19 protein-coding genes and 1 pseudogene are annotated in these 24,277 nt (G+C 59.8%); 8 read left to right on the top strand and 12 right to left on the bottom strand.

The features are described 5' to 3' along the window. Positions 1-43: 43 nt before the first annotated feature. The 4 genes and pseudogenes from ABTV29_RS30600 to ABTV29_RS30585 all read right to left on the bottom strand — a co-directional run. A pseudogene (locus ABTV29_RS30600) lies at positions 44-1,033 on the bottom strand (autotransporter outer membrane beta-barrel domain-containing protein); the annotation flags it as partial. A 352-nt stretch (positions 1,034-1,385) separates the two neighbouring features. Continuing rightward, positions 1,386-2,057, bottom strand: coding sequence for a GNAT family N-acetyltransferase (locus ABTV29_RS30595; protein ID WP_433768203.1), 672 nt, complete (start codon positions 2,055-2,057; stop codon positions 1,386-1,388). A gap of 17 nt (positions 2,058-2,074) precedes the next feature. Continuing rightward, on the bottom strand, positions 2,075-2,521 hold the full coding sequence (locus ABTV29_RS30590) for an N-acetyltransferase family protein (protein WP_433768202.1): 447 nt from the start codon (positions 2,519-2,521) through the stop codon (positions 2,075-2,077). A 9-nt stretch (positions 2,522-2,530) separates the two neighbouring features. Then, positions 2,531-3,154: an FMN-binding negative transcriptional regulator gene (locus ABTV29_RS30585; RefSeq protein ID WP_433768201.1), complete on the bottom strand. Its 624-nt coding sequence runs from the start codon at positions 3,152-3,154 to the stop codon at positions 2,531-2,533. 92 nt (positions 3,155-3,246) lie between these two features. Here ABTV29_RS30585 and ABTV29_RS30580 point away from each other — a divergent pair, with 92 nt between their 5' ends. After that, entirely contained in the window at positions 3,247-4,803 is a 1,557-nt protein-coding gene (locus tag ABTV29_RS30580) for a PLP-dependent aminotransferase family protein (protein ID WP_433768200.1), read from the top strand. A 109-nt stretch (positions 4,804-4,912) separates the two neighbouring features. On the opposite strand, the gene ABTV29_RS30575 is transcribed toward ABTV29_RS30580, so the two are convergent. From ABTV29_RS30575 to aspA, 6 genes are all read right to left on the bottom strand, one after another. After that, positions 4,913-6,013, bottom strand: coding sequence for a polyamine ABC transporter substrate-binding protein (locus ABTV29_RS30575; RefSeq protein ID WP_433768199.1), 1,101 nt, complete (start codon positions 6,011-6,013; stop codon positions 4,913-4,915). Positions 6,014-6,015: 2 nt separating this feature from the next. Then, on the bottom strand, positions 6,016-7,053 hold the full coding sequence (locus tag ABTV29_RS30570) for a histone deacetylase family protein (protein ID WP_433768198.1): 1,038 nt from the start codon (positions 7,051-7,053) through the stop codon (positions 6,016-6,018). A gap of 237 nt (positions 7,054-7,290) precedes the next feature. Then, the gene (locus ABTV29_RS30565) at positions 7,291-8,283 is read right to left on the bottom strand and encodes an AraC family transcriptional regulator (protein WP_433768197.1); all 993 of its coding nucleotides are present in this window, start codon (positions 8,281-8,283) and stop codon (positions 7,291-7,293) included. 114 nt (positions 8,284-8,397) lie between these two features. Beyond that, complete coding sequence (locus ABTV29_RS30560) at positions 8,398-12,999, bottom strand: dermonecrotic toxin domain-containing protein (RefSeq protein WP_433768196.1); 4,602 nt, start codon at positions 12,997-12,999, stop codon at positions 8,398-8,400. 120 nt (positions 13,000-13,119) lie between these two features. After that, positions 13,120-14,124: an asparaginase gene (locus tag ABTV29_RS30555; RefSeq protein WP_433768195.1), complete on the bottom strand. Its 1,005-nt coding sequence runs from the start codon at positions 14,122-14,124 to the stop codon at positions 13,120-13,122. A gap of 231 nt (positions 14,125-14,355) precedes the next feature. Continuing rightward, complete coding sequence (gene aspA, locus ABTV29_RS30550; RefSeq protein ID WP_175375593.1) at positions 14,356-15,780, bottom strand: aspartate ammonia-lyase; 1,425 nt, start codon at positions 15,778-15,780, stop codon at positions 14,356-14,358. 180 nt (positions 15,781-15,960) lie between these two features. Here aspA and ABTV29_RS30545 point away from each other — a divergent pair, with 180 nt between their 5' ends. The 5 genes from ABTV29_RS30545 (at position 15,961) to ABTV29_RS30525 (ending at position 19,790) form a co-directional block, all read left to right on the top strand. Continuing rightward, entirely contained in the window at positions 15,961-16,878 is a 918-nt protein-coding gene (locus tag ABTV29_RS30545; RefSeq protein WP_433768194.1) for a LysR substrate-binding domain-containing protein, read from the top strand. Positions 16,879-17,208: 330 nt separating this feature from the next. Then, positions 17,209-17,700 carry a 5-(carboxyamino)imidazole ribonucleotide mutase gene (gene purE, locus ABTV29_RS30540; protein WP_433768193.1) on the top strand — a complete coding sequence of 164 codons (492 nt, stop codon included), beginning with the start codon at positions 17,209-17,211 and terminating at the stop codon, positions 17,698-17,700. Positions 17,701-17,711: 11 nt separating this feature from the next. After that, positions 17,712-18,794 carry a 5-(carboxyamino)imidazole ribonucleotide synthase gene (locus ABTV29_RS30535; protein ID WP_433768192.1) on the top strand — a complete coding sequence of 361 codons (1,083 nt, stop codon included), beginning with the start codon at positions 17,712-17,714 and terminating at the stop codon, positions 18,792-18,794. A 126-nt stretch (positions 18,795-18,920) separates the two neighbouring features. Continuing rightward, positions 18,921-19,166 (top strand): GlsB/YeaQ/YmgE family stress response membrane protein, encoded by a 246-nt coding sequence (locus ABTV29_RS30530; RefSeq protein WP_008030708.1) that lies wholly within the window; start codon positions 18,921-18,923, stop codon positions 19,164-19,166. Between the two features lie 87 nt (positions 19,167-19,253). Further along, complete coding sequence (locus ABTV29_RS30525; RefSeq protein ID WP_433768191.1) at positions 19,254-19,790, top strand: DUF3299 domain-containing protein; 537 nt, start codon at positions 19,254-19,256, stop codon at positions 19,788-19,790. 134 nt (positions 19,791-19,924) lie between these two features. Here ABTV29_RS30525 and ABTV29_RS30520 read toward each other — a convergent pair whose 3' ends face one another. Together ABTV29_RS30520 and ABTV29_RS30515 are read right to left on the bottom strand one after the other, a co-directional pair. Then, positions 19,925-20,824 carry a D-hexose-6-phosphate mutarotase gene (locus ABTV29_RS30520; RefSeq protein WP_433768190.1) on the bottom strand — a complete coding sequence of 300 codons (900 nt, stop codon included), beginning with the start codon at positions 20,822-20,824 and terminating at the stop codon, positions 19,925-19,927. A 69-nt stretch (positions 20,825-20,893) separates the two neighbouring features. Continuing rightward, positions 20,894-21,298: an acyl-CoA thioesterase gene (locus ABTV29_RS30515; protein ID WP_007942704.1), complete on the bottom strand. Its 405-nt coding sequence runs from the start codon at positions 21,296-21,298 to the stop codon at positions 20,894-20,896. Positions 21,299-21,661: 363 nt separating this feature from the next. Here ABTV29_RS30515 and ABTV29_RS30510 point away from each other — a divergent pair, with 363 nt between their 5' ends. Together ABTV29_RS30510 and ABTV29_RS30505 are read left to right on the top strand one after the other, a co-directional pair. Further along, positions 21,662-22,960 (top strand): MFS transporter, encoded by a 1,299-nt coding sequence (locus ABTV29_RS30510; RefSeq protein WP_433768189.1) that lies wholly within the window; start codon positions 21,662-21,664, stop codon positions 22,958-22,960. Positions 22,961-23,200: 240 nt separating this feature from the next. Beyond that, positions 23,201-24,202, top strand: a complete 1,002-nt coding sequence (locus tag ABTV29_RS30505) for a phosphate ABC transporter substrate-binding protein PstS family protein (protein WP_175375585.1) — start codon at positions 23,201-23,203, stop codon at positions 24,200-24,202. Positions 24,203-24,277: the final 75 nt, after the last annotated feature.

The raw sequence follows: 24,277 nt of genomic DNA, 5'->3' as shown, positions 1-24,277 counted from the left end.
GGAGCATGGGCTCCCCTTTTTTTTGCCTGGAGTTTGTCGGGGGTTAGAAGGTCATTCGCCATTGACCTGTGATGCCATGACTGCGGCTATCGCTGCCCATTTCACCTGAAAGACCCACGCCGAGCGTATTGCGATCGGAAAGCTTGAGGTCCACGCCGACATCGACCATCAACGTGTCCCGATCCAGTGGCGCACTGTAGGTACTGTAGTCGTTGCCGCCGGTGAGCAGACGTTGCCTGGTTTCGGTATAGACCTCGCCTTACGTGTGTTTCCAGCCAGCGTTCAAGTGCGGCGTCAGTTGCATGCCGTTATCCAGCCAGTTGAGTTTCGCCAGGCGAAGGCCGAATGTACTGCTGAAGTTCGCTTCGGTCTGCCCATGGACTTTCAATGCTGCCAGGCCACCTTTCTCCGTGAAGCTGTCGCGCTGATAACGTTGATAGCCGATGCTGGCGAACGGTTCGATCCTGGTACCGGCGCGGCCCAGGTTGAACCCCAATTCCGCAAAGCTTTGTTGGGTAAAGGCATCGTAGCGGCCTGCGGGACGATCCGTGAAAGCAGGGAGGTCGACCCGGCGCGCGCTGCTTCCCTTATGGCTGTTGTGGATCGCGCCTAGGCGAAGGGACGTTGGCCCGGCCTGGCGCAAGGCGTAGACGCCCAGATGCCAGCTTTGCAGATCGCCTTCGAGCTCTGTGCTTTTCTGATCAGTGACGGAGTTACCGCCCATCACGCCCACACGCCAAAACCTGCTCCACTGCCAGTCAGTGCCCAATAGCAGTCCTCGGGTGGAGTATTTCAGCGGATCGTTGTCTCGATCCATTTCTCCGCTGTGTCCCAGCGCCTGTAGCCAGACTCTGCCATTTGCCTCGCTGCCAGCGACCATTCGAGGCAATCCGTTTTGACGGTAGGCCACACCAGCGGTGTCCAGCTGGCGCATGGCCGAGAGCAGAGTTGCGCTGATTGCAGCGTCACTGTTGAGCGTCGCCTTGGCGAGGTTTGCGTTACTGTCACCTGCAGAAATTTCGAGATCGTAGGCCAGGGGTTCGCTTGTGTGACCGGACCACTTCGGGGTGGTCAAGGCTGGCTCTGAATAGCCTGAAGCGAACGAAACGTTGATGAAGCCCAGCGCTGAGGCAATCGTCAGAACGAAAAAACGGGGCTTGCAGGGGAGTTGATAGAGCATCGGGTTTGGCCTCTGTAAACAGGAGGCCAAACTCTAAGAAGCGACTGATTTTTCCGATGTCAGCCCGTTCCGGGGAAGGCGCGGGCAGCGTCGGATCGTTCTGCGGAAAAAGGCTGACTGCGGTGCTGCGGAGGTTTCTGCTGACGCCTGGTTATGTACTTTTCCTACAGCCGATCCGAAGGCTGCGATCTTTTGCTTTGAGTCTTTAACCCCGGCACTCGGCAAGCGTTTTCAGCTGCCCCGAACCCGTCTGGTTCTCATCGCTCAACCACTTCTCGAATCCCGCGCCAATCGCCGGCCATTCCGAATCCAGAATCGAATACCACGCGGTATCCCGGTTCTGCCCCTTGACCACCATGTGCTGGCGGAACACTCCTTCAAAACTGAAGCCCAGACGTTCGGCGGCGTACTTGGAGCGCGCGTTGCCGTTGTTGCACTTCCATTCCAGGCGGCGGTAGCCGAGGGCGAAGGATTCCTTGGCCAGCAGGTAAATCGCCTCGGTGCTTTTCGGCGAGCGCTGCATGGGGGCGCCGAAGGTGACGTGGCCGATTTCGATGCGGCCCTGGGCCGGTACGATGGACATCAGGCTGAGGATGCCTTGCACGTCGCCGCTGGCGCGGTCGATCACGCTGAAGAAATACGGGTCGCTGTGGGCGGCGTGGTTGTCCAGCCAGTCATTGAAGGCGCTGCGCTCGGGGAAGGGGCCATAAGGCAAATAGTCCCAAAGCTTCGGATCGGCACCCGGGCCTTGCAGGGCCTTGAACAAGGCATCGCCATGACGCGCCGGGTCGAGTTTTTCCAGGCGAATGAAACGCCCCTCGATGGTTTGAACCGTTGGTGCCGGGACGCCTTTCCAGTGCGCTAGTGAAGTCGACATGTTGTTCTCCTTGAACCTTAAATGGCCTTGCGAAACTGGATGAAACCGGGGCGCTCGGCGATGCGCTCGTAGAGCTGGATCGCAGTGGCGTTGGTTTCGTGGGTCAGCCAGTGGACTTTGTTGCAACCATCAGCCTTGGCTGTGGTGTAGACGAATTCGATCAGCTTGCGGCCGACGCCGGTGCCGCGGGTTTCGGGCGCTACCAGCAAGTCTTGCAGATAGCAGGAGTTTTCGATGGCCCAATTGGAACGATGGTAGATGAAGTGCACCATGCCCACCGCTTTGCCATCGGCCCAGGCCAGCGCGGCGTGGGTCGGCTCGTTCGGGTCGAGCATGCGCTGCCAGGTGCTTTGGGTGACGGCTTCGGGCAGTTCGGTTTTGTAGAAACGCAGGTAGGCCTGCCACAGTGGCAACCAGGCGGCGTGGTCGTCGGCGCTGACCTGGCGAATGTCGATCTGACTCATGTTTTTTCCTTAGCGCATCAAGTGGGCGATTGCCTGGTCCTGCGCATCGGGGCTGGCGGCGAGCCCCTCGCGCACACCGGCGATGTCGGCGGGACTGCGGTTCTGGCTGAGCTTGCGCTTGCCCTCCAGGCGTTCGATTGGCACGGCGAAACCGACGATGGCCTTGAGCATGCCGTCGATGTAGTCGGCGGGGGCATCGGCGACTGTCCACGGCTGGGCACGGCCGCTCTCATGGCGATCGGTCAGGGTGCTGACGATGTCGAGCAGCCGTCCGCCATCGCTGAAGGTTTCGGCGCGACCATAGGCGTGTACCGCGACGTAGTTCCAGGTCGGGACGACTTTGCCGTGCTCGGCCTTGCTCGGGTAAAAGCCCGGGCTGACGTAGGCATCGGGGCCGGAAAAAATCAGTAGGGCCTCGGCGCCGTCGCGCAGGTCTTTCCACTGCGGATTGGCCTTGGCCAGATGCCCGTACAGCGTGCCGTTCGGACCTTGTTCGCGATGGAGCAGCACGGGCACATGGCTGGCCTGCAGACCGTGTTCGCCGTGGGTCACCAAGATGGCAAGGCGGGTGCCGAGGATCAGTTCGTGCAACTGTGAGAGCTCTTCGATGGCAAAAGCGCGGGGCGTGTACATGGCGAGATTTTCCTTGGCGAATGCCTGCATCCTAGGCAGGCTATTGGTCTGTTGTAAGAGCCATTAATGACCAATTTCATAGGTCCATTGCCATGAGTAGCGAGCCGCTGTCCTTGTCGTTCAACCCGGCCGGTATTGAACTCGATCGCCGTCAGGGGCTGAGTCGCCAGCTCTATCAGGCATTGCGCTTGCGCGTGCTGGACGGGCGCCTGGCCAGCGGCACGCGGTTGCCGGCCAGCCGCGATCTGGCGGCAGCATTGTCGATTTCACGCAACAGCGTGGTGCGGGCTTACGATCAGCTCTATGCCGAGGGGTTTATCGAAGGGCGCGTCGGTGACGGGACTTATGTCGCGCAGTTATCGCCAACCGTACTTCCGGCAAAAAAATTATCCACAAAAGTATCCACAGGGTTGTCAACAGGCTTACCCACAGCCTTATCCACAAATTGGCTGGATTTGCCTGTGGTTTCATCCAGTAAAGTTATCCACAGTGGCGCTTTGGGGCGCGTTGAAAAGAACCATTTGCCAGTCCCTCCGAGCGGTCCGCCGCGTGCTTTTCGGGTAGGTGTTCCGGCATTCGATCTGTTTCCTTTCGAGGTCTGGGCCAAGCTGAACGCGGCTTTCTGGCGCAAACCGGATTTGCAGCAGCTGTGTTACGGCGACCCGGCGGGCGATGCACGGTTGCGCGGAATGATCGCCGCCTATTTGCGCAGCTCGCGGGGTATGCAATGCACCGCTGAACAAATTGTGATCACCAGCGGTGCACAACAGGGAATCAGCCTTTGTGCACAGTTGCTGGTGGAGCCCGGCGACAAGGTGGCGATAGAAAATCCGGGGTATCGGGCTGCCGGCCATGCCTTCGCCGTGGCCGGGGCGCGCTTGCATGGGGTGAGGGTGGATAGCGAGGGTATCGACTGTGCGCAACTGGCTGCGCTCGGCGATTGTCGTCTGGCCTATGTCACGCCGTCGCATCAGTACCCGAGCGGTGTGGTGATGAGCCTGGCGCGGCGACTGGAATTGCTTGCCTGGGCCGAGCGCACTCAAGGCTGGATTGTCGAAGACGACTATGACGGCGAATACCGGTACAGCGGAGCGCCGCTATCACCGTTGGCGGCGCTCGATCGACAGGGGCGGGTGTTGTACGTCGGGACCTTCGGCAAGGTCGCGTTTCCGGCGTTGCGTCTGGGTTATCTGGTGTTACCGCCGGGGCTGGTGGATGCGTTTTCGCAACGTCGCGCGGTCGATGTCCGGCATTCCGAAGTGAGCACCCAGGCCGTCATGGCCGAGTTCATGGCTGCGGGGCATTTCCAGCGGCATATTCGACGGATGCGGCGTGCGGCCTTGAGCCGGCGTAACACGGTGCTGGCGGGGTGGCCGCCGAATATTGCGGGCGTTGGCAACTTGCCGAATGTCACAGCCGGGCTGCACCTGACGGTGTCGGTGGATTCTCTGGCACGCGAGCAAGAGCTGATCGAAAAAGCCGCCAGCGTCGATGTCGAGATCAATGGACTGAGCAGTTATTGGTTACCGGATTCGGTGCAACCAGTGGATGAGCGCGCCGGGCTGGTGCTGGGGTTCGCCGCTGTACCGGAAGCTGAGATAGTGGCGGCATTGGGCCGGCTGCGTTCGGCCTGGAACGCTTTTCTGTAGGAGCGAGCATGCTCGCGATGGACTCGAGAACGACGCGTTTTGCCAGCAAACACGCGTTACCGTTAACGACCATCACGAGCATGCTCGCTCCTACAGTAAAGGCGTTGTGTCAGGTGCCGGACTTGATCTTGGTCCAGGCCCGGGTGCGTGCACGTTCGGCATCGCGCGGCAGCGGTTGCAGGGTGTAGAGCGTGGCCATCGCCGCATCGGTCGGGTAGAGGTTCGGGTTGTTGCGGATCGCCGGATCGACCAGTTGGGTGGCGTCCTTGTTCGGGTTCGGGTAGCCGACGAAGTCGCTGACCGGTGCGATCACCTGCGGTTGCAGCAAGTAGTTGATGAAGGTGTACGCGTCCTCTGTGTCCTTCGCGCCCTTCGGAATCGAAAGCATGTCGAACCAGATCGGCGCGCCTTCTTTTGGCAGGCGCATGTCGACGACCACACCGTTCTTGGCTTCCTTGGCGCGGTTGGCGGCCTGGGAGAAGCTGCCGGAATAACCGACCGCGACGCAGATGTCGCCGTTGGCGATGTCAGCCATGTACTTGGAGGAGTGGAAGTAAGTGACGTACGGGCGGATCTTCATCAACAACGCTTCAGCCTTTTCGTAGTCCGCCGGCTTCTTGCTGTTCGGGTCCAGGCCCAGGTGTTGCAGGGCCAGCGGCAGGATCTCCGACGGCGAGTCGAGCAGGGCGACGCCGCACTGCTTGAGCTTGCTGATGTTCTCTTCCTTGAAGATCAGATCCCAACTGTCCACCGGTGCGTCGGCACCCAGCGCGGCTTTGATCTTGTCCGGGTTGAAGCCGATCAGGATGGTGCCGTACATGTAGGGCACGGCGAATTTGTTGCCCGGGTCGTTGGCTTCGATCAGCTTCATCAGCTTGGGATCGAGGTGGTTCCAGTTCGGCAACTTGCTGCGGTCCAGTGGCTGGAACACACCGGCTTCGATCTGCTTGGCCAGGAACACGTTGGACGGCACCACCACGTCATAGCCGGAGTTGCCGGTCAGCAGCTTGGCTTCGAGGGCTTCGTTGGTGTCGAAGATGTCGTAGACCAGTTTGGTCTGGGGGTTCTGCGCCTTGAAGTCTTCCAGGGCCTTGGGGGTGATGTAGTCGAACCAGTTGTAGACGCGCAACGTTCGCTCTTCAGCGTGGACGGCCCCACTGAGCACCGTTGCGCAAAGTGCTGGCGCGATAAAACGCTTGAGACTGTTCATCGTTATTTCCCCTGCGCGCTTTCAAAACCTTCAAGAACGTTCACCGCGTTGATGCCGATTTCTTCGACCGCGTAACCGCCTTCCATCACGAACAGCGTTGGTTTGCCCAAGGCAGCGATGCGCTTGCCCATGGCCAGGTAGTCCGGGCTGTCGAGTTTGAATTGAGAGATCGGATCGTCCTTGAAGGTGTCGACGCCCAGGGACACGACGATGATGTCGGCACCGTAGTTTTCGATTTCTTTGCAGGCCTGTTCCAGCGCTGCGCTCCAGACATCCCAGCCCGAACCTGCGGCCAACGGATAGTTGAAGTTGAAGCCTTCGCCGGCGTCTTGGCCCAGCTCATCGTCATAGCCGAGGAAGAATGGGAATTCGGCTTCCGGATGGCCGTGGATCGAGGTGAACAGCACGTCGCTGCGCTCGTAGAAAATCGACTGGGTGCCGTTGCCGTGGTGGTAGTCGACGTCGAGGATCGCGACCTTTTTGTGGCCCTGGTCGAGGAACGCCTGGGCGGCGATGGCGGCGTTGTTGAGGTAGCAATAACCCCCCATCAAATCGCTGGCGGCGTGGTGTCCCGGTGGACGGCACAGGGCGAATGCACTGCGGGCGCCACGCTGGATTTCCGCCTGCGCGGTCAGCGCCACTTGCGCCGCACTGTACGCCGCTTGCCAGGTGCCGGCGGTGATCGGTGCGCCACCGTCGAAGCTGTAGTAACCCAGTTCGCCGTGCAGGCTGGTGGGCTTGATGCGGCGCAAGGTGCGGGCCGGCCAGGTGTAAGGCAGCAAGTCACCGTCGGTGTTGAACTCGGTCCAACGGGCCCAGGCGCCTTTGAAGAAGTCGAGGTAGTCGCGGCTGTGGATGCGTGCGATCGGATCAAGGCCGAAATCCTTCGGTCCTTCTACCGGGCCGAGGTTCTGATTTTGCACCCGGGCCAGTACGTGGTCGGCGCGTGAAGGCATTTCGAAGCAAGGCTTGAGTTGCCCGTCGATCAATTCACAACGGCCGTGGTGCAGGTGGTGATCATCAGAGTAGATCGTCAGCATTTCTTGTTCTCCGCAGGCTGATTCGGTTGAACACAGTCTTGCGGCGCGGGCGGTTTTGGAGAACGGCAGGAAAGGCCAAAAGGGGATCGATATGGCCAAAACGTTTGACCGGAATTCGCCCCTTGCGAGCGCTCTGTGGGAGCAAAGCTTGCTCGCGATGGCATCGCCGCGTTTTAACAGAAACATCGCGGTGCCTGCATCGCGAGCAAGCTTTGCTCCCACAGGGATTGGTGGGTGTTATGGGCGGAACTGGCTCGGCGCCACGCCGCTCCAGCGTACAAACGCATGGCGGAAACTTGCGGTTTCGCTGAAGCCCAGCGCCTCGGCGATCCGGTAGATCGGCATCTGATCCTCGCAGAGCATCTGCTTGGCCTGCTCGAAGCGCAGTTCGTCGAGCAGCTCCTGATAACTGCAGCCCATGTCCTTGAGGTGTCGACGCAAAGTTCGCGTGGAGCAGTTCATCTGTTCGGCCAGGCCTTCCAGGCCCGGCGCGGCATTCAATTGCGCGCTGAGCAATTGGCGAATCCGCCCCAGCCACGCCTGACGCCCGGTGAACTCGGTGTTCTGCTTGCGACAGCGTTCGGCCATGGCTTGATGGGTAATGGCATCCGCCAGTGGCAAGGGTTGGTCGAGCCACTTTTTATCGAAGGCGAAGGCGTTGTCCCGTGCGCCGAAGTGCAGCGGGCAATCGAAGTGCTCGGCGTAGGACGCTTCGTAATCGGGAGCGGTGTGTTCGAAGCGCACGGCCCGCAGCGGCAGCGGGTGGCCGAGCAGGTCGTCGCAGATGACTTTCAGCGAGACCAGGCAGAATTCGGCATTGAACACGGCCATGGCCGGACTTTCGCGGTAATCGGCGGCGACGAACCAGACACGTTCGCCATCTTCTTCCAGGCTCAGCTCGAAAAGTGTTCCCAGCAGCGCCGGATAGCGTATCGCCAAACGTAACGCGTCACCGAAGGTGGCACAGGTGAGCAATGCGTAACCGAGAATGCCATAGCAGGAGACGTGCATCCGCCGGCCCAGTTCCAGGCCGATATCGCGCTTGAGGGCGACGGCGTTGGCACAGACCTGCATCTCCTGATTGGTGGTGATGCGGGTGTCCGCCCGGTTGAGATCCGCCGCGCTGATACCGCTGCCGGCCAACAAGGCCTCGCTCGACAGACCTTGGGCCTTGAAGGTGTTGAGCACCAGTGAAACGGCGTTGAGGGTAGTGAGGTGGGAGTGGAGCATGGGGTGCTACCCGTAATCGTTTGATCGGGACCGAGCAAGTAGCGTGCCGTGATACAGCGCCCTTGCGGTGACAAGGGCGTTGAATGTTGCCGGATATTCACATCGTCTGTTTTTTTAGCCCGCAGTGAAAAAAAACGTCTGGGCCTGTTCCAGGCCAATCATGCTGCGGTAGTAGGCAAGCTGTTGTGCAGTATTCAGTCCATTGGGGCTGTCGGCGCCAAGTCCCAGGCTTTGCTCTTTCGGGGTTTTCAAGCGTCCGTAGAGAAAGGCCTTGGCTGGCACCCAATCAGTGGAATACAGGAAGTGTGCGTACCAGAGATCTTTGCCACTTTTTTGATCACGGATTGTGTACTCATCCAGATAACGAGTCCTGCCCCCTTTCAGGCGACGCCGATTAATGGTTTTCGCAATCTTTATCTCTTGCCTGTTCTTTAGCCACTCAATGCCCGAAAGGGTGGGCGGTTGCTCCTTGATCAGCGTCAGCATGTTGCTGGTGGCTTGCTGGTAGATATTCTGTGCGGCGACCTGGAGCGCTTTGTTTACTCTGGCGGCCGAGATTGAGTTGCTCTCGGTGGCATTTTCGTCGGTCAACGCCTGCTCGATTATGCTGCTGGCCTGTTCCAGCTTCATGGCTTGCTGGTGAAACAGGTATTCGATACCGAAAGGTGAGCGTCCTGGTTGTTTCGTTTGTTCGACCATGCGCGCTGTGAATGCAGGCAATTCATCGAGCAACCTCTGGCCTTGGCCGACGCTGGCCTCCAGATCCGGAGCAGTTTTTACGGTCGAGGCGACGTCTACGTGTTTAACCCAGATACCCGAGTCTTTGCGGTGGAAGGTTGCAATGACCTTTTCAGTGAGCGGCGAGGTGATGTCGACCAGATCAGTTTCCAACCCTAGCGGGGTAAGGCGCGGCTGCCCGATGAGCACCCCGTTGTAACGTGTCCGGATGAATTTGTTTTTTGGCCTTGGCGGTTGCACAGACAGGGAGGGGCGAGCGCGTATCGCATCTCTTTCTTCGAGCACCGCAATCAGGTTGCGCGCGGCGCGGCTTTTGAATCCATTGAGCTGTTTTCGCAGGCGCGTGGCCGGTGCTTCAAGGACAACCCCGGAATGCACACTGCTGAAATCCGTCAAGCATTCGTCGATGACGTTGAATTGTTCGATCAGGCTGTTGAGGGTGTCGATTCGTTCGTCGAGGCGATTGATGCTGCGTTCGTCCAATGTGTTTCGCAAGACTTGAACAGCCATGTCGGCGCTATCGACGATCTTGTCCAGGCTGGTCCACGCGTCTGCCATCGTAGCGACGGTATGTTCGGGCAGGCACAGATTGCGCGCGATTGTTATCTGGAGTGACTTGAGATCATCGATGGTATACGCGGGTAGACGTTGTCGAGTCTGCTGGATCAAGCGCATTCCTTCTTTTTCAAAGCCTTTGAGTTCCATGACCCGAGACTCGATGTTCCTCAGGCGAGTGATCATGTCCTCACTCATTTCGTGCATTTGCCGTGCATCGTCGAAGTTACGATCCTGGGGGACATCAGCCTGACGCTCGATTTGATTCAAAACAGTTCGTATTTGGGGGGTGAAGGTGATGAGGGCCTCCCGGATACCGGCATGGATGAGTTCCAGTTGAGCATTCAGGTAGCCAAGCGACTTCTGCTGATAGTCCGCCGTTGGCGAGAAGATATGCAGTGATTTGAGATCACTGAGGGCTGCGGCGTATTCGGCTCGCTGGGACTCCAGCTTGTGCAGGTACAGTTGGCGCTTGGCTTGAGCCGTCGCGGTAGTGGCGTCGGTCATCGCCTGGTGGACCTGTTGCAACTCCGTCTGCATGGCCGCTTTTCGGTTCTCGAATGCAGTCAGCTTTGTACGCAATTCGTTGGCTCTGACGGTTGCCTGAGCCTGGGCCAACCTGGACAAACTTGGCCATCCGCCACCGCGCAAGCGCAGGCGTGTATCGACAAGCCATTCACCCCTCGCGTTGTTGATCAGGGCCGGACCCAGTCGCATGGGCTGGCTGGAATCGACGATTGTGACGTTGCCGCTGTCATCCACCGAGACCTCGAACCAACGCTGTCCAACGGGCGCATACCATTTCTGGTTGAGTCCGTAGAGATGTCTATGGATTCCTGCTTCGGTACGGGCGCTGCCAAGCCCCTCGGGCCGGGTAATTTTGAAGCGGTCCAGTACCGTTCCGAGGCTGCCGGGCGTTAGGTTCACCGCGCCGCTGATATTGAGGGTGCGCTGGAAGCTGGATGCCTCATGGGTGGTGGTGCTGGCCAGTTGTTTGACACTGACCTTCACCGTCGTGGGCACCTTGTGGATGGGCGGTTCAGTTACAGGCTCATCGTTCGCCAGGCGTTTGCCTGATGGTCCCTGGGTCGAGATATGCAGCGTGATCGCCATACCGAGGTTGAGCAATACGTCGGCGAAGGCTGCCCATTGCGCCTGTTTGTCGTCTCGCTCGTGTGCGTCATGCAACTCTTGCAACTGGTCCAACACTTGCCAGATCCAGGCGCCGATGCCCACGGTGCGTCCCAAAAAAGGCAGGACAGCGTTGAACACCATCCAGCCGGCTCGTTTGAAAATGGCCCAACGGCTTTCGGCGTTCGATACCGATTGGCGATTGGCGAGTTCAACCAATGCTTCCGTGTTGGCCTTGAACAGGGCTGCCAACAGATCACCCTCCAGGGCTTTTTGTCCCAGGGTGATTGGTCCGGTCATCGTCGTGAGCGCTGTGCTATCCACCAGAAACTTGATGGCCGCCCACGGCGATGGCAGGGAACCCGGGAACACGTAAGCGGCGTAGTCGCTACGCACGTCGTCCGGTAACCACGCCAATACAGACTCCCGCAGGGTGGTGGACTGCTGTATGGCATACAACAAGTTGGAGGGGGACGGGTACTGGGTCAATGGCTGGTCGAGCATGGGCCTATACAACAGGCATGGGCCGGCATTCGGGTCCTGTGGGCCGATCACAAACATGTTGGCCACCACATCCTGGGAGCCGTCCTGTCGGCGTTTCGCAACGAAGGCCAGTGGACGAATAACGATGGGCTGTCCTTCGACTACCCGATCAGCGACCACGGGCTCCATCACGGCGGCGACATAACGGTACCCGCGAGCATCGATCCCGGCCTGCTCGCGGATCTTGCATTGCAAGGCCAGCAGCGGTAACTGGATGCGCAAATGCTGGGCATACAAGGCTTGTCGACGCATCGATTCTTTCGGGTCATCAAGCAGCTTGCTCTTGATCAATGCCGGGTAGGTGTTGCCGACATCCGCTTTGCTGACGAGTCCTTCTACGTACTCTGCGGTCATCCACGCAGGTAGTGGCTTACCGGCGGTGGAGTGGATGGTCTTGTCACCGGACGGGAGGGCAATGAGGTTCTGCAAGGCGAGAGCGGCTGCGCTGAAGGCAGAAATGTCGAACTTGCCCGGAACGACAAATGTTCCCCAAACGACAAGGCTGCGGACGCGGATTTCCACGGTGGCCAGATCCGGTTTTGCGACACCTGGATGATCTTTATCCATTTCGGCTTTCATGGCATCGAGGGCGAAACGCTCGATAGGCGGGATGCCTTCCAGATAAGTCTTTCCAGCGTTCTGGCTGTGCAGCACCGCCAGGTCCTTCAAGTGTCGGGCATAGTTGTTCAGGTCCGGAACGGAAGCCGAGTCGAGCCAGTCAGGCAATGCGTCTTTAAACCACTCCAGTCCGGGGCCGGCAGGTGTGTTGCCAGCCGCTACTTCAGGGGCGAGAAGCGGTTTGTTCGGTCGGGTGTGCCTCAGGTCGGAGAAATCAAGAGCGCCAATGACATCGATCTGGATCGAAATCAGTGCGCAAGCCTGGTAGTCGAATACGTTGCTGCCGGGCTCCACTAGCCGCCACTGAATTTTCTGATGAGGAATAAATCTCAAGTGGTCGGGCAGCGTTGCGCCGAGCTTTTCCAGGGAGTCGAATTTTTCGAAACCCTTGAGCAGTGAATGAGTGAGGATGACGGTTTTATCCCGCTGTTTGCCGACCAGGACCACGATCGACGCCTCGTTCCAATGGATCGTTCCCTGTCCGGCTGTCAGGTCGATAGCAACCAGGTAGACCTTGCATTGATACGGATCGGTCATGCCACTTGTCGTCAGGTCCGGTGTACGGAACAAGGTGCGTGCCATGTTGCAGTCATCGTTGCTCCACCCGTTGACCTGATCGACATTCCACACATTGCGCAATGTGTTCGAGAGTTCGTGCCAGCGGGGGCCGGAGGTGCCTTCGGCCTTGTTCCAGAATTCAATCTGGTGTTCCTGAAACGCCTTTAGCATCACAGGCGTGAGCAGATTGACCATTTTGGCGATTTCGTCGATTCGCACCGGCAGATGATTCGCCGGTTCGGCAATCGGCTGTTGGGTCAGGAAATGCTCGCCCTCGATGTACAGGGCCGGTACCGCATACACCGTAAGATCGGCAAGGATTTCAGTCAGCGCGCGGTAGTGGGTGGGGCCGGCCACGATTTCATCGTCGAAGATCTCCCATGTGGGTGTCCCGACCATGGTTGTATTCGGGTCGAGATCCAGCATCGGATACAGTTTTTGCAAAGACTGGCGCAGCACCATCGCTGCAACTTCAGTCAAGTCGGGGCCGATGCTGAGTTGAGTGATCAGTGCGTCGATGACGTTCTGGTGGGAGGGAGTTGGCGCCTTGGTCGTTGAGGCTGATGGGCTCATAGTGCATCCCTGCGATTCAAAGTCATGGAAGTTGCCTGAGGAGAAGCCTCAGGGGGGTCCATGCTAGGGAGCCATCAGCCAGTAAGGGGGTAGCTAATTACCCCCCCACGCTTGAAGGATTCAGCTCAATTCGCCACACAAATCCAGTTCGACCAGGCGGCGAACTTCGGCGGTATCCAGGCCGGCACCTGTCAGCGCATGCAGCTTGCCAAACGCCGCCTCTCGGGTCATGCCGCCGCCCGAAAGCACTCCGGCGCCACGCAACCGGCTACCAGCCTCATAGACATCCAGTTCCACACCGCCTTCATGGCACTGCGTAACGGCAACCACGACTACACCCTTGTCCCGCGCTCGCTCCAGGCTGGCGAGAAACTCGGGGTTGTCGCTGGGGCCCGTACCGCTGCCGTAGCACTCCAGCACCAGGCCTTGAATGCCGCTATTGAGCAGGCCATCCAGAATCTCGGCGCGGATGCCGGGGAACAGCGGCAGCACCGCGACGTTCGACAATTGTTTGTTCTGGTTGTAGCTCAACGCCGTCGGCAGCGAAGGAGCCTTCACGCCGCCACCCTGACGCGCCAGGCGCTTGAATGGATGCCGGCCGAAACTGCGTACCTTCGCGCAACGGGTCGGGTCCAGCAGTTCGCCGTGGAAGTACAGGTGCACGCCCGGTGCCAGGCCTTGGCCCAGGGCAACCAGCGCACCGCCGAGATTCTCCCAGGCATCGCTGTCGGTGACGCCAGCCGGCAGCATCGAGCCGGTGAAGCACACGCGAGCGTGCAGGCCGAGCAGTTGGAAGCTCATGGCCGCGGCGCTGTAGGCCAGGGTGTCGGTGCCGTGCAGGATCAATACGCTGTCGCAGCCTTGCACATCGACAGCATCAACCACCGCTTCGCGCAGTTGCTGCCAGTAGGCCGGGGTCATGTTGGCGCTGTCGATCAGCGGCGACATCTCGCGAAAGCGCCATTGCGGCACCACCAGTTCAGGCTGGCTGTGCAGGTAGTCGCGCATTCGCGCTTCGAAACCGGACGCCGGGGCCAGGCCATTGGCGCTGGCCTGCATGCCGATGGTGCCGCCGGTGTAGAGCACCATGACTTGTTGGGCGGCAGGGTAGTTGCTGGAATTCATTTGGAGGTCTCCGCAAGAGATGGCCTGTGGGAGCGAGCCTGCTCGCGAAGGCGGACTGGCAATCAACATACAAGTGTCTGACCTAATGCTATCGCGAGCAGGCTCGCTCCCACAGGTTTGCTTTTGCGTGGAATAAAAAAAAGGGCCTGGAGAGTGATCTCCAAGCCCTCAAAAGGTGAGAGGTGTCTAGTCCCTCGACCTGGTGAGCAGTGCTACAAATTTCGCGTCGGATCAGGCCTTCAGAGGCACCAGACGCGGAGCAATCATGTTTTCCGGGCGCAGGATGTCGGCGAGCATGGCGTCGTCGAGCAGACCTTCTTCGCGCACCAGTTCCAGCACGCCGCGGCCGCTTTCGAGGGCGATACGGGCGATGCGGGTGGCGTTTTCATAGCCGATGTACGGGTTCAGCGCGGTCACCAGGCCGATCGAGTGCTCGACCAGTTCGCGGCAACGTTCTTCGTTGGCGGTGATACCGGTGATGCAGTGCTCGCGCAGCATGTCCATGGCGCGCTGCAGCAGGCGGATCGAGTCGAGGATCTTGAAGGCGATCAGCGGCTCCATCACGTTCAGTTGCAGTTGGCCGCCTTCGGCCGCCATGGTCAGGGCCAGGTCGTTACCGATGACCTGGAACGCTACCTGGTTCACGGCTTCCGGGATTACCGGGTTGACCTTGCCTGGCATGATCGAGCTGCCCGGCTGACGCGCTGGCAGGTTGATCTCGTTGATGCCGGTACGCGGACCGCTGGACAGCAGGCGCAGGTCGTTGCAGATCTTCGACAGCTTGACCGCGGTGCGCTTGAGCATGCCGGAGAACAGGACGAAGGCGCCCATGTCGGACGTGGCTTCGATCAGGTCGGCCGCCGGTACCAACGGATGACCGCTGATGGTGGCCAGGCGCTGAACGGCCAGGTGCTGGTAGCGCGGGTCGGCGTTGATGCCGGTACCGATCGCGGTGCCGCCCAGGTTCACTTCGGTCAGCAGTTCCGGTGCCAGTGTTTTCAGGCGTGCCAGGTCTTCGCCCAGGGTGGTGGCGAAGGCGCGGAATTCCTGGCCGAGGGTCATCGGCACGGCGTCTTGCAGTTGGGTACGGCCCATCTTAAGGACGTGTGCGAACTCTTCGCCTTTGGCCGCGAACGACTGGATCAGGCTGTCGAGGCTGGCCAGCAGTGCGTCGTGACCCAGCAGCAGACCCAGGCGGATCGCCGTCGGGTAGGCGTCGTTGGTCGACTGCGCCATGTTCACGTCGTTGTTCGGGTGCAGGTACTGGTATTCGCCTTTCTGGTGACCCATGGCCTCCAGTGCGATGTTGGCGATCACTTCGTTGGCATTCATGTTGGTCGAAGTGCCAGCGCCGCCTTGAATCATGTCCACCACGAACTCTTCGTGGAAATCGCCGCGGATCAGACGGGCGCAGGCCTCGCTGATGGCTGCGTGCTTGGCTTCGCTCAGGTGACCCAGCTCGCGGTTGGCGTCAGCGGCGGCTTGTTTGACCATGGCCAGGCCGACAACCAGCTTCGGGTAATGCGAGATTGGCACGCCGGAGAGACGGAAGTTATTCACCGCTCGCAGGGTCTGAATGCCGTAATACGCTTGAGCCGGTACTTCGAGTTTGCCAAGCAGGTCTTTTTCTGTGCGGAAGGATGCAGCGGAGGACATGATAGAAATCATCTCGATATGGACCCGGTCTGTGCCGGAACACTGCAAATGCTAGGCTTGTGGAGAATTTAGAGCCAATGCTGTTAAACACTGCCCTATGCATATTCGGCATAATGCCCGTGTGACGCCGTGTTCACGGCAAGCGTGTGACCTAATTTGGTGCGTGTCCGGGAGGACGTGATGAATCTCGAAAGTAAATGGCTGGAGGATTTCAGTGCCCTGGCCGCCACCCGCAGCTTCTCCCAGGCGGCGGAACGACGCTTCGTGACCCAGCCGGCCTTCAGCCGGCGGATCCGCAGCCTGGAAGCCGCGCTCGGGCTGACCCTGGTCAACCGTTCGCGTACGCCGATCGAGCTGACGGCGGCCGGGCAGTTGTTCCTGGTCACCGCGCGCACCGTGGTCGAACAGCTCGGCGAAGTGCTGCGTCATCTTCATCACCTGGAAGGCGGGCAGGGCGAAGTGATGCAGGTCGCTGCCGCGCACTCGCTGGCGCTGGGGTTCTTTCCACGCTGGATCGCGCAACTGCGCAACGAAGGCCTGAACATCGCCACGCGACTGGTTGCGACCAACGTCGGCGACGCGGTGCATGCCCTGCGTGAAGGGGGCTGCGACCTGATGCTGGCGTTCTACGACCCGGATGCGGCAATGCAGATGGATCCGGAAATCTTCCCGTCAATGCACCTGGGGCACACCGAAATGCTCCCGGTGTGCGCGGCGGATGCCGATGGTAAGCCGTTGTTCGATCTGGAGGGCGAGGGCAGTGTGCCGCTGCTGGCCTACAGTGCAGGTGCGTTTCTCGGTCGTTCGGTGAACGTGTTGCTGCGCCAGCGGGCGTTGCGCTTCACAACCGTCTACGAAACCGCCATGGCCGACAGCCTCAAGAGCATGGCCCTGGAAGGCCTCGGTATCGCCTGGGTGCCGCAGCTGAGCGTGCGTGCCGAATTGGCCCGGGGTGAGTTGGTGGTGTGCGGCGGGCCGCAGTGGCATGTGCCGCTGGAGATTCGCTTGTACCGTTGCGCGCTGGTGCGCAAGGCCAACGTGCGGTTGTTGTGGCGCAAGCTTGAGGGTGGGGCGGCCCAGGGCACGACCGGTTCCTGAGCACAATGAAACCCCTGTAGGAGCGAGCCTGCTCGCGATGAACCTGAGAGCAACTCGGGGTGTCAGGCTTCCAGCGTTATCGTTAACGACCATCGCGAGCCTGCTCGCTCCTACAGGGTTCGCTGGCTGACCTTCAGGTCAATAAAACCGGGACTTTGCGCCGTATGACAGATGGTCGAAACAGGGGCTGTTTATCTGCCGTATTGCGGTATACTGCGCGGCCTTCGGCCGGTTTAACCGGCTATTTTTCGTACAATCAAGCCACGCATAATTGCGTGGCTTGTTGTTTTATGACGCGCCTGCGGGCGCCCAGAGAGAAGAGGCACGACGATGAGTGCACTGGTTGGCGTGATCATGGGCTCCAAGTCCGATTGGTCCACCCTTAGCCACACCGCCGATATGCTGGAAAAGCTCGGCATCCCCTACGAGGTGAAAGTGGTCTCTGCCCACCGAACCCCGGACCTGCTGTTCCAGTACGCTGAAGAAGCCGAAGCGCGTGGCATCGAGGTGATCATCGCCGGTGCCGGTGGCGCGGCCCACTTGCCTGGCATGTGTGCGGCCAAGACCCACCTGCCGGTGCTGGGCGTGCCGGTGCAGTCGTCGATGCTTTCAGGCGTCGATTCGCTGCTCTCCATCGTGCAGATGCCGGCCGGCATCCCGGTTGCCACCCTGGCCATCGGCAAGGCGGGGGCGATCAACGCCGCGCTGTTGTCGGCGAGTATCCTGGGCGCCAAGCACCCGCAGTTCCACGAAGTGCTGAAAACCTTCCGTACTGAGCAGACAGACAGCGTCCTGGATAATCCAGACCCACGCATCGCCTGAGGTTGTTGACGATGAAGATCGGTGTAATCGGTGGCGGCCAGTTGGGTCGCATGTTGGCGCTGGCGGGCACTCCGCTGGGCATGAACTTCGCTTTCCTGGACCCGGCGCCGGACGCCTGTGCTGCTGCATTGGGCGAACACCTGCGCGCCGATTACGGTGATCAGGACCATCTGCGTCAGCTGGCCGATCAAGTCGATCTGGTGACCTTCGAATTCGAAAGCGTTCCGGCGGAAACCGTGGCGTTCCTGTCGCAATTCGTGCCGGTCTACCCGAGCGCAGAAGCCCTGCGTATCGCCCGCGATCGCTGGTTCGAAAAGAGCATGTTCAAGGACCTGGGGATTCCGACCCCGGCGTTCGCCGACATTCAATCCCAGGCTGACCTGGACGCCGCCGTGGCTTCGATCGGTCTGCCGGCCGTGCTGAAAACCCGCACCCTGGGTTACGACGGCAAGGGCCAGAAAGTGCTGCGCACCCCTGAAGATGTGGTCGGCACCTTCGCCGAACTGGGCAGCGTGGCGTGCCTGCTGGAAGGCTTCGTGCCGTTCACCGGTGAAGTCTCGCTGATCGCCGTGCGCGCTCGCGATGGTGAAACGAAGTTCTATCCACTGGTCCACAACACCCACGACAGCGGCATTCTCAAGCTGTCCGTGGCCAGCACCGATCACCCGCTGCAAGCCCTGGCTGAAGACTACTCCAGCCGCGTGCTCAAGCAGCTGGACTACGTTGGCGTGATGGCGTTCGAGTTCTTCGAAGTCGACGGTGGCCTCAAGGCCAACGAAATCGCCCCGCGCGTGCACAACTCCGGGCACTGGACCACCGAAGGCGCCGAGTGCAGCCAGTTCGAAAACCACCTGCGGGCGGTGGCCGGCCTGCCGCTGGGTTCGACCGCCAAGGTCGGCGAAAGCGCAATGCTCAACTTCATCGGCAAAGTGCCTGAGGCCGAGAAAGTCCTGGCCATCGCCGATTGTCATCTGCATCACTACGGCAAGGCGTTCAAGGCAGGCCGCAAGGTCGGTCACGCCAACCTGCGTTGTGCAGACCGCGAGACGCTGGCCGCGCAGATCCTCAAGGTCGAAGCGCTCATCGCTGAGTAGCATCACCAGGTAAATCTGGTTTCATGTGGCAGCGGCGGAACCATTGCGGGACCGCCGTTCTCTCATGGCAGGATGTCAAAGTATGACTAGGCTTTGACATAGCCAATTTATTCAGAGGGAAATGCCATGGGAATTATCGGAACCATCTTTATCGGCTTGATCGTCGGCCTGCTGGCGCGGTTCCTGAAACCGGGCGATGACAGCATGGGCTGGATCATGACCATCCTGCTCGGTATCGGCGGTTCGCTGGCGGCCACTTACGGCGGCCAGGCCCTGGGCATTTACCAGGCGGGCCAGGGTGCCGGCTTCATCGGTGCGCTGGTAGGCGCCGTTGTGTTGCTGGTGATCTACGGCCTGATCAAAAAGAACTGACTCAAGCGACAAAGTCCTCTCGGCTGCGCAGGCCGAGAGGACTAGAATGCTCGGCGTTTAACGTCCTTTCCTTTACCGAGCACCTTCATGCGCCGTCTTTTGTTGACTCTTCTCTTGGTGGGCACGGGTTTGGCCCACGCCGGCGAACTGCCGGAAACCGACTGGCTCGAATTGATGCCCAAATCGGACCAGAAAGCGCTCGAGGCCATGCCCGAGATCGATCACAACTCCCCCGAAGCCACTGGCACCTTTACCGAAAAGGGTGGCATGAGGCAGAGCAAAGGCCTGCCGGCGGTGATGTATTCGACCAAGACCGTGGCGTCGATGAACGACAAGAACATCCGCCTGGGTGGTTATCCCGTTCCTCTGGAAGCCGACGCCAAGGGCCACAGCACGTTGTTCTTCCTCGTGCCGTATCCGGGCGCCTGCATCCATGTGCCGCCACCGCCGCCCAACCAATTGGTGCTGGTGCGCTACCCCAAGGGCCTGAAACTCAATGATATCTACACGCCGCTGTGGGTTACCGGCACGCTGAAGATCGAGAAGGTCAGCAATGATCTGGCGGATGCGGCGTATGCGCTGGATGCGGCGAAGGTGCGGGTGGTAAAGGAGTCGGATTTGTAACGCGCCGGTTGGCTTGACCCCAAAATCTGTGGGAGCGAGCCTGCTCGCGATAGCGGCCTATCAGTCAACGGAGATGTTGAATGAGATGGCCTTATCGCGAGCAGGCTCGCTCCCACATTGGTTTTTGGTGTTGCTTAGAGCGGGGCGCTACCGACGCTCACACCCAGGGTATGGCTGGCACCCGGCGCCAGCGCCACCACATCGTCCATCACATTCGCCGTTTCGATGCACAGCATGCGCTGCCAGCCATCGTCGGCCATGTCGCTGAATGCCGCGGCGCGGTCGATCCATGGGTTCCAGATGACCGCCGTACGTGAACCGCTGCTGGTCAGCTCGATGCGTCGTTCCCAGGCCGGGTCGACGATGCTCAGCTTCGCCGGGGCATTGAGGTAGATGCGGTCGGTTTCGCCGGTGAAATGCAGGTCGCCGGTTTGCGATTTGGTTTTCCAGTCTTCCAGCGTCTCGATGTAGCTCAGGCCATTCACGCCTTCGACGTGCACGTTGCGCACATCGCTGACGGCGAAATAGCTGTGCAGCGCCTGGCTGATGGTCACCGTTTCGGCGCCCTGGTTGTGGCTGGTCAGGCTGATATGCAGTTGCTCATCCAGACGGATGCTCAGCTTCAAATCCACCTGGTGTGGCCAGCCCGGCAGGCCGCCTTCGGGGTAGGGCAGGAGGAATTCGACTTTCAGGCTTTCGCCCTCGGTTTCAATGCCACCCAGTTCCCAGTCCATTGCTCGCACCAAACCATGGGCCGGTGCCGGCTCCTGGCTGATGCGCATCGCTTTCACGCTCTGCGGATTGCGCTCGAAGTTGCCGAACCACGGCCAGCACACCGGCACGCCGGCGCGGATACTTTTGCCGGTCTTGAACACGGCCTCATCGTTGAGCCAGATCAGCGGCGGCTGGCCGGCTACCTGATAACTGAGGATGTGCGCACCTTGCTGGGCCACCAGTAATTCGGCCTGACCGTGGCGAATGCGCCAGCAGTTCAGTTCATCCAGTTTTACGGCTTCAACGTTGGGCGTGCTCATGGGACAGCTCTCGATCAGTAACAGGACTGCAATGGACCGCAAAACGGTCGTCGGGTTTAGCGAGGCTTTTTAACGAGCTCTGGGCGGAACCGAGCGAGTGCGACCGCTGCCATCGATGGCAACAAACACGAAGACCGCTTCGGTCACCTTGCGCCATTCGCTCGATAGCGGGTCGTCGCTCCAGACCTCGACCATCATCTTGATCGAGCTGCGGCCGATTTCCAGCGCCTGGGTATAGAAGGAGAGCTGGGCGCCCACCGCTACCGGAACCAGAAACGCCATGCGATCGATTGCAACCGTGGCTACGCGGCCTCCGGCAACCTTGCTGGCCATCGCGGTGCCGGCCAGATCCATCTGCGCCACCAGCCAGCCGCCGAAAATATCGCCAAAGCCGTTGGTTTCGCGGGGAAGCGCGGTGATTTGCAGGGCCAGGTCGCCTTGCGGGATCGGATCTTCTTGTTCGAGCTCTATCATGCCGGGGGTGCCTCTGACCCGTGACTCTTCGTTGGTCTTTCAGTGAATAGCCGTCTTCGGAAAAACGATTCAGCACCGAACATACTACGTTCGTCACGTTTTCCATAAAGGCGCCTAAAGGGAAACTCTGCGAAATCGCCTATGAACCTGACAGGCGTTTTCGCACAGCAACCCTTACAAGCTATTACACACTTGCGAGTATATCGGTCGATAGACTCCGATACGACCGTCCGGTTCTCATTTTGACTGTCAAATACGCGCCTCTATGTGCTTTTTCGAACAATTTGCTATCGTGCCGGACCTGCCCGAGCCCTTGCCTGCGTTGTCGGGGCGGTAGACCTGACTATAAGAGAAGCCTTTGCCATGACCCCAGCGCCCTCGAGTATCGCGCAGCCAACCCCATCCGCACGTCCGCTGACCCGCAGTGACTACAAGACACTCTCGCTGTCCGCCCTGGGCGGTGCGCTGGAGTTCTACGACTTCATCATCTTTGTGTTCTTCGCCACGGTGGTGGGCAAGCTGTTCTTCCCGGCAGACATGCCCGAATGGCTGCGCCTGATGCAGACCTTCGGCATCTTCGCCGCCGGTTACCTGGCGCGACCGCTGGGCGGCATCGTGATGGCGCACTTTGGCGACCTGTTGGGCCGCAAGAAGATGTTCACCCTGAGCATCTTCATGATGGCGGTGCCGACCCTGATCATGGGCCTGCTGCCGACCTATGCGCAGATCGGCATGTGGGCGCCGATCCTGTTGCTGCTGATGCGGGTGATCCAGGGCGCGGCGATTGGCGGTGAGGTGCCGGGCGCCTGGGTCTTCGTTTCCGAACACGTGCCGCAACGCCATATCGGCTATGCCTGCGGGACCCTGACCAGCGGCCTGACGGCGGGCATTCTGCTCGGCTCCCTGGTCGCCACGGCGATCAACAGCATTTACACCCCGGTGGAAGTTTCCGATTACGCCTGGCGGATCCCGTTCCTGCTGGGCGGTGTGTTCGGCCTGTTCTCGGTGTACCTGCGTCGCTGGCTGCACGAAACCCCGGTGTTCGCCGAACTGCAACAGCGCAAGGCCCTGGCCGAAGAAGTGCCGTTGCGTGCGGTGCTGCGTGATCATCGTGGCGCCATCGCCATTTCGATGTTGCTGACCTGGCTGCTGTCGGCCGCGATCGTGGTGCTGATCCTGATGACTCCGACTGTGCTGCAGACGGTCTACCACTTCTCGCCAACGACCTCTTTGCAGTCCAACAGCGTGGCCATTGTGTTGCTGAGCTTTGGTTGTGTGATTTCCGGTGCCCTGGCGGATCGATTTGGTGCTGGCAAAGTCTTCGTGTTCGGCTGTGCCGCGTTGCTGGCCAGTTCCTGGACCTTCTATCACAACCTGGCGGACCATCCCGACTGGCTGTTCCCGATGTACGCCCTGACCGGCCTGCTGGTCGGCACCATCGGTGCCGTACCGTATGTGATGGTCAAGGCGTTCCCGCCGGTGGTGCGTTTCAGCGGCCTGTCATTTTCCTACAACGTTGCCTACGCGATTTTCGGCGGCCTGACGCCGATGGTCGTCAGCCTGTTGCTCAAGGAAAGCGCGATGGGGCCTGCGTATTACGTGGCAGTGCTGTGTGGGGTGGGGATTCTGGTGGGGGCGTATCTCTGGAAGAAGGGGCGCTAGGCCGAACTTCTTCATCGACTTTACTGGCGTCATCGCGAGCAGGCTCGCTCCCACATGGTTCTGTGTTTTACGCAGATCCGTGATGGGGGCGAGCCTGTTTGCTATTGGGTGTTTAGAAACATCTTGTAGAAGCCGAATACTGGCCTTTCATCCAATTGTCATATTTCAGCCATAGAGTGTTCACACGGCCTGCTGATACTTGGCCCCGAATTAACACACCCTATCTGCTAGGAGTAAGGCATGAAACTGAAGCGTTTGATGGCGGCAATGACTTTTGTCGCTGCTGGCGTTGCGACTGCCAACGCGGTTGCCGCTGTTGACCCTGCTATCCCGAGCTACACCAAGACCACTGGTGTGTCGGGCAACCTGTCCAGCGTTGGTTCCGACACTCTGGCTAACCTCATGACCCTCTGGGCTGAGAACTACAAAAAAGAATACCCGAACGTAAATATCCAGATTCAGGCCGCTGGCTCCGCCACCGCGCCACCTGCGCTGACTGAAGGCACCTCCAACCTGGGCCCGATGAGCCGCAAGATGAAGGACACCGAACTGGCTGCCTTCGAGCAGAAGTACGGCTACAAGCCAACCGCTATCCCGGTTGCCGTGGACGCCCTGGCTGTATTCGTGCACAAGGACAACCCGATCCAGCACCTGACCATGGAACAAGTCGACGCGATCTTCTCGTCCACTCGTCTGTGCGGCGCTAAAACCGACGTGAAAACCTGGGGTGACCTGGGCGTGACCGGCGACCTGGCGAACAAGCCGGTTCAACTGTTCGGTCGTAACTCGGTATCCGGCACCTACGGCTACTTCAAGGAAGAAGCCCTGTGCAAAGGCGACTACAAGGCTAACGTGAACGAGCAACCAGGTTCGGCTTCGGTCGTGCAGTCGATCAGCTCCTCGCTGAACGGCATCGGTTACTCGGGTATCGGTTACAAGACCGCTAGCGTGAAGACTGTCGCCCTGGCCAAGAAAGGCAGCACTGACTTCATCGAAGACACCGAAGAAAACGCCCTGAACGGCAAGTACCCGCTGTCCCGTTTCCTGTACGTATACGTCAACAAAGCCCCGAACAAGCCTCTGGCCCCGCTGGAAGCCGAGTTCGTGAAACTGGTTCTGTCCAAGCAGGGTCAGGAAGTTGTAGTCAAAGACGGTTACATCCCACTGCCAGCCAAGGTTGCTGCAAAAGCACTGGCTGACCTGGGTCTGCAGGAAGGCGGCGCTGAAGTCGCAAAAAAGTAACAAATTGAGTCCGGTGTAATCCCATCGGACTCACAGTGGGGGCGGCAGGAGCCGCCCCCATTCACTTCTAATTCT

Source organism: Pseudomonas putida (genome assembly GCF_050989985.1).
Lineage (GTDB): Bacteria > Pseudomonadota > Gammaproteobacteria > Pseudomonadales > Pseudomonadaceae > Aquipseudomonas > Aquipseudomonas putida_AI.
The sequence above is the reverse complement of the archived record's forward strand: the minus strand, read 5'-3'. Positions and strand labels throughout refer to the sequence as shown.

Coding starts and splice junctions, on each gene's coding strand:
- ABTV29_RS30595 (WP_433768203.1), bottom strand. CDS start 2,057: ATGTCGACTTCACTAGCGCACTGGAAAGGCGTCCCGGCACCAACGGTT.
- ABTV29_RS30590 (WP_433768202.1), bottom strand. CDS start 2,521: ATGAGTCAGATCGACATTCGCCAGGTCAGCGCCGACGACCACGCCGCC.
- ABTV29_RS30585 (WP_433768201.1), bottom strand. CDS start 3,154: ATGTACACGCCCCGCGCTTTTGCCATCGAAGAGCTCTCACAGTTGCAC.
- ABTV29_RS30580 (WP_433768200.1), top strand. CDS start 3,247: ATGAGTAGCGAGCCGCTGTCCTTGTCGTTCAACCCGGCCGGTATTGAA.
- ABTV29_RS30575 (WP_433768199.1), bottom strand. CDS start 6,013: ATGAACAGTCTCAAGCGTTTTATCGCGCCAGCACTTTGCGCAACGGTG.
- ABTV29_RS30570 (WP_433768198.1), bottom strand. CDS start 7,053: ATGCTGACGATCTACTCTGATGATCACCACCTGCACCACGGCCGTTGT.
- ABTV29_RS30565 (WP_433768197.1), bottom strand. CDS start 8,283: ATGCTCCACTCCCACCTCACTACCCTCAACGCCGTTTCACTGGTGCTC.
- ABTV29_RS30560 (WP_433768196.1), bottom strand. CDS start 12,999: ATGAGCCCATCAGCCTCAACGACCAAGGCGCCAACTCCCTCCCACCAG.
- ABTV29_RS30555 (WP_433768195.1), bottom strand. CDS start 14,124: ATGAATTCCAGCAACTACCCTGCCGCCCAACAAGTCATGGTGCTCTAC.
- aspA (WP_175375593.1), bottom strand. CDS start 15,780: ATGTCCTCCGCTGCATCCTTCCGCACAGAAAAAGACCTGCTTGGCAAA.
- ABTV29_RS30545 (WP_433768194.1), top strand. CDS start 15,961: ATGAATCTCGAAAGTAAATGGCTGGAGGATTTCAGTGCCCTGGCCGCC.
- purE (WP_433768193.1), top strand. CDS start 17,209: ATGAGTGCACTGGTTGGCGTGATCATGGGCTCCAAGTCCGATTGGTCC.
- ABTV29_RS30535 (WP_433768192.1), top strand. CDS start 17,712: ATGAAGATCGGTGTAATCGGTGGCGGCCAGTTGGGTCGCATGTTGGCG.
- ABTV29_RS30530 (WP_008030708.1), top strand. CDS start 18,921: ATGGGAATTATCGGAACCATCTTTATCGGCTTGATCGTCGGCCTGCTG.
- ABTV29_RS30525 (WP_433768191.1), top strand. CDS start 19,254: ATGCGCCGTCTTTTGTTGACTCTTCTCTTGGTGGGCACGGGTTTGGCC.
- ABTV29_RS30520 (WP_433768190.1), bottom strand. CDS start 20,824: ATGAGCACGCCCAACGTTGAAGCCGTAAAACTGGATGAACTGAACTGC.
- ABTV29_RS30515 (WP_007942704.1), bottom strand. CDS start 21,298: ATGATAGAGCTCGAACAAGAAGATCCGATCCCGCAAGGCGACCTGGCC.
- ABTV29_RS30510 (WP_433768189.1), top strand. CDS start 21,662: ATGACCCCAGCGCCCTCGAGTATCGCGCAGCCAACCCCATCCGCACGT.
- ABTV29_RS30505 (WP_175375585.1), top strand. CDS start 23,201: ATGAAACTGAAGCGTTTGATGGCGGCAATGACTTTTGTCGCTGCTGGC.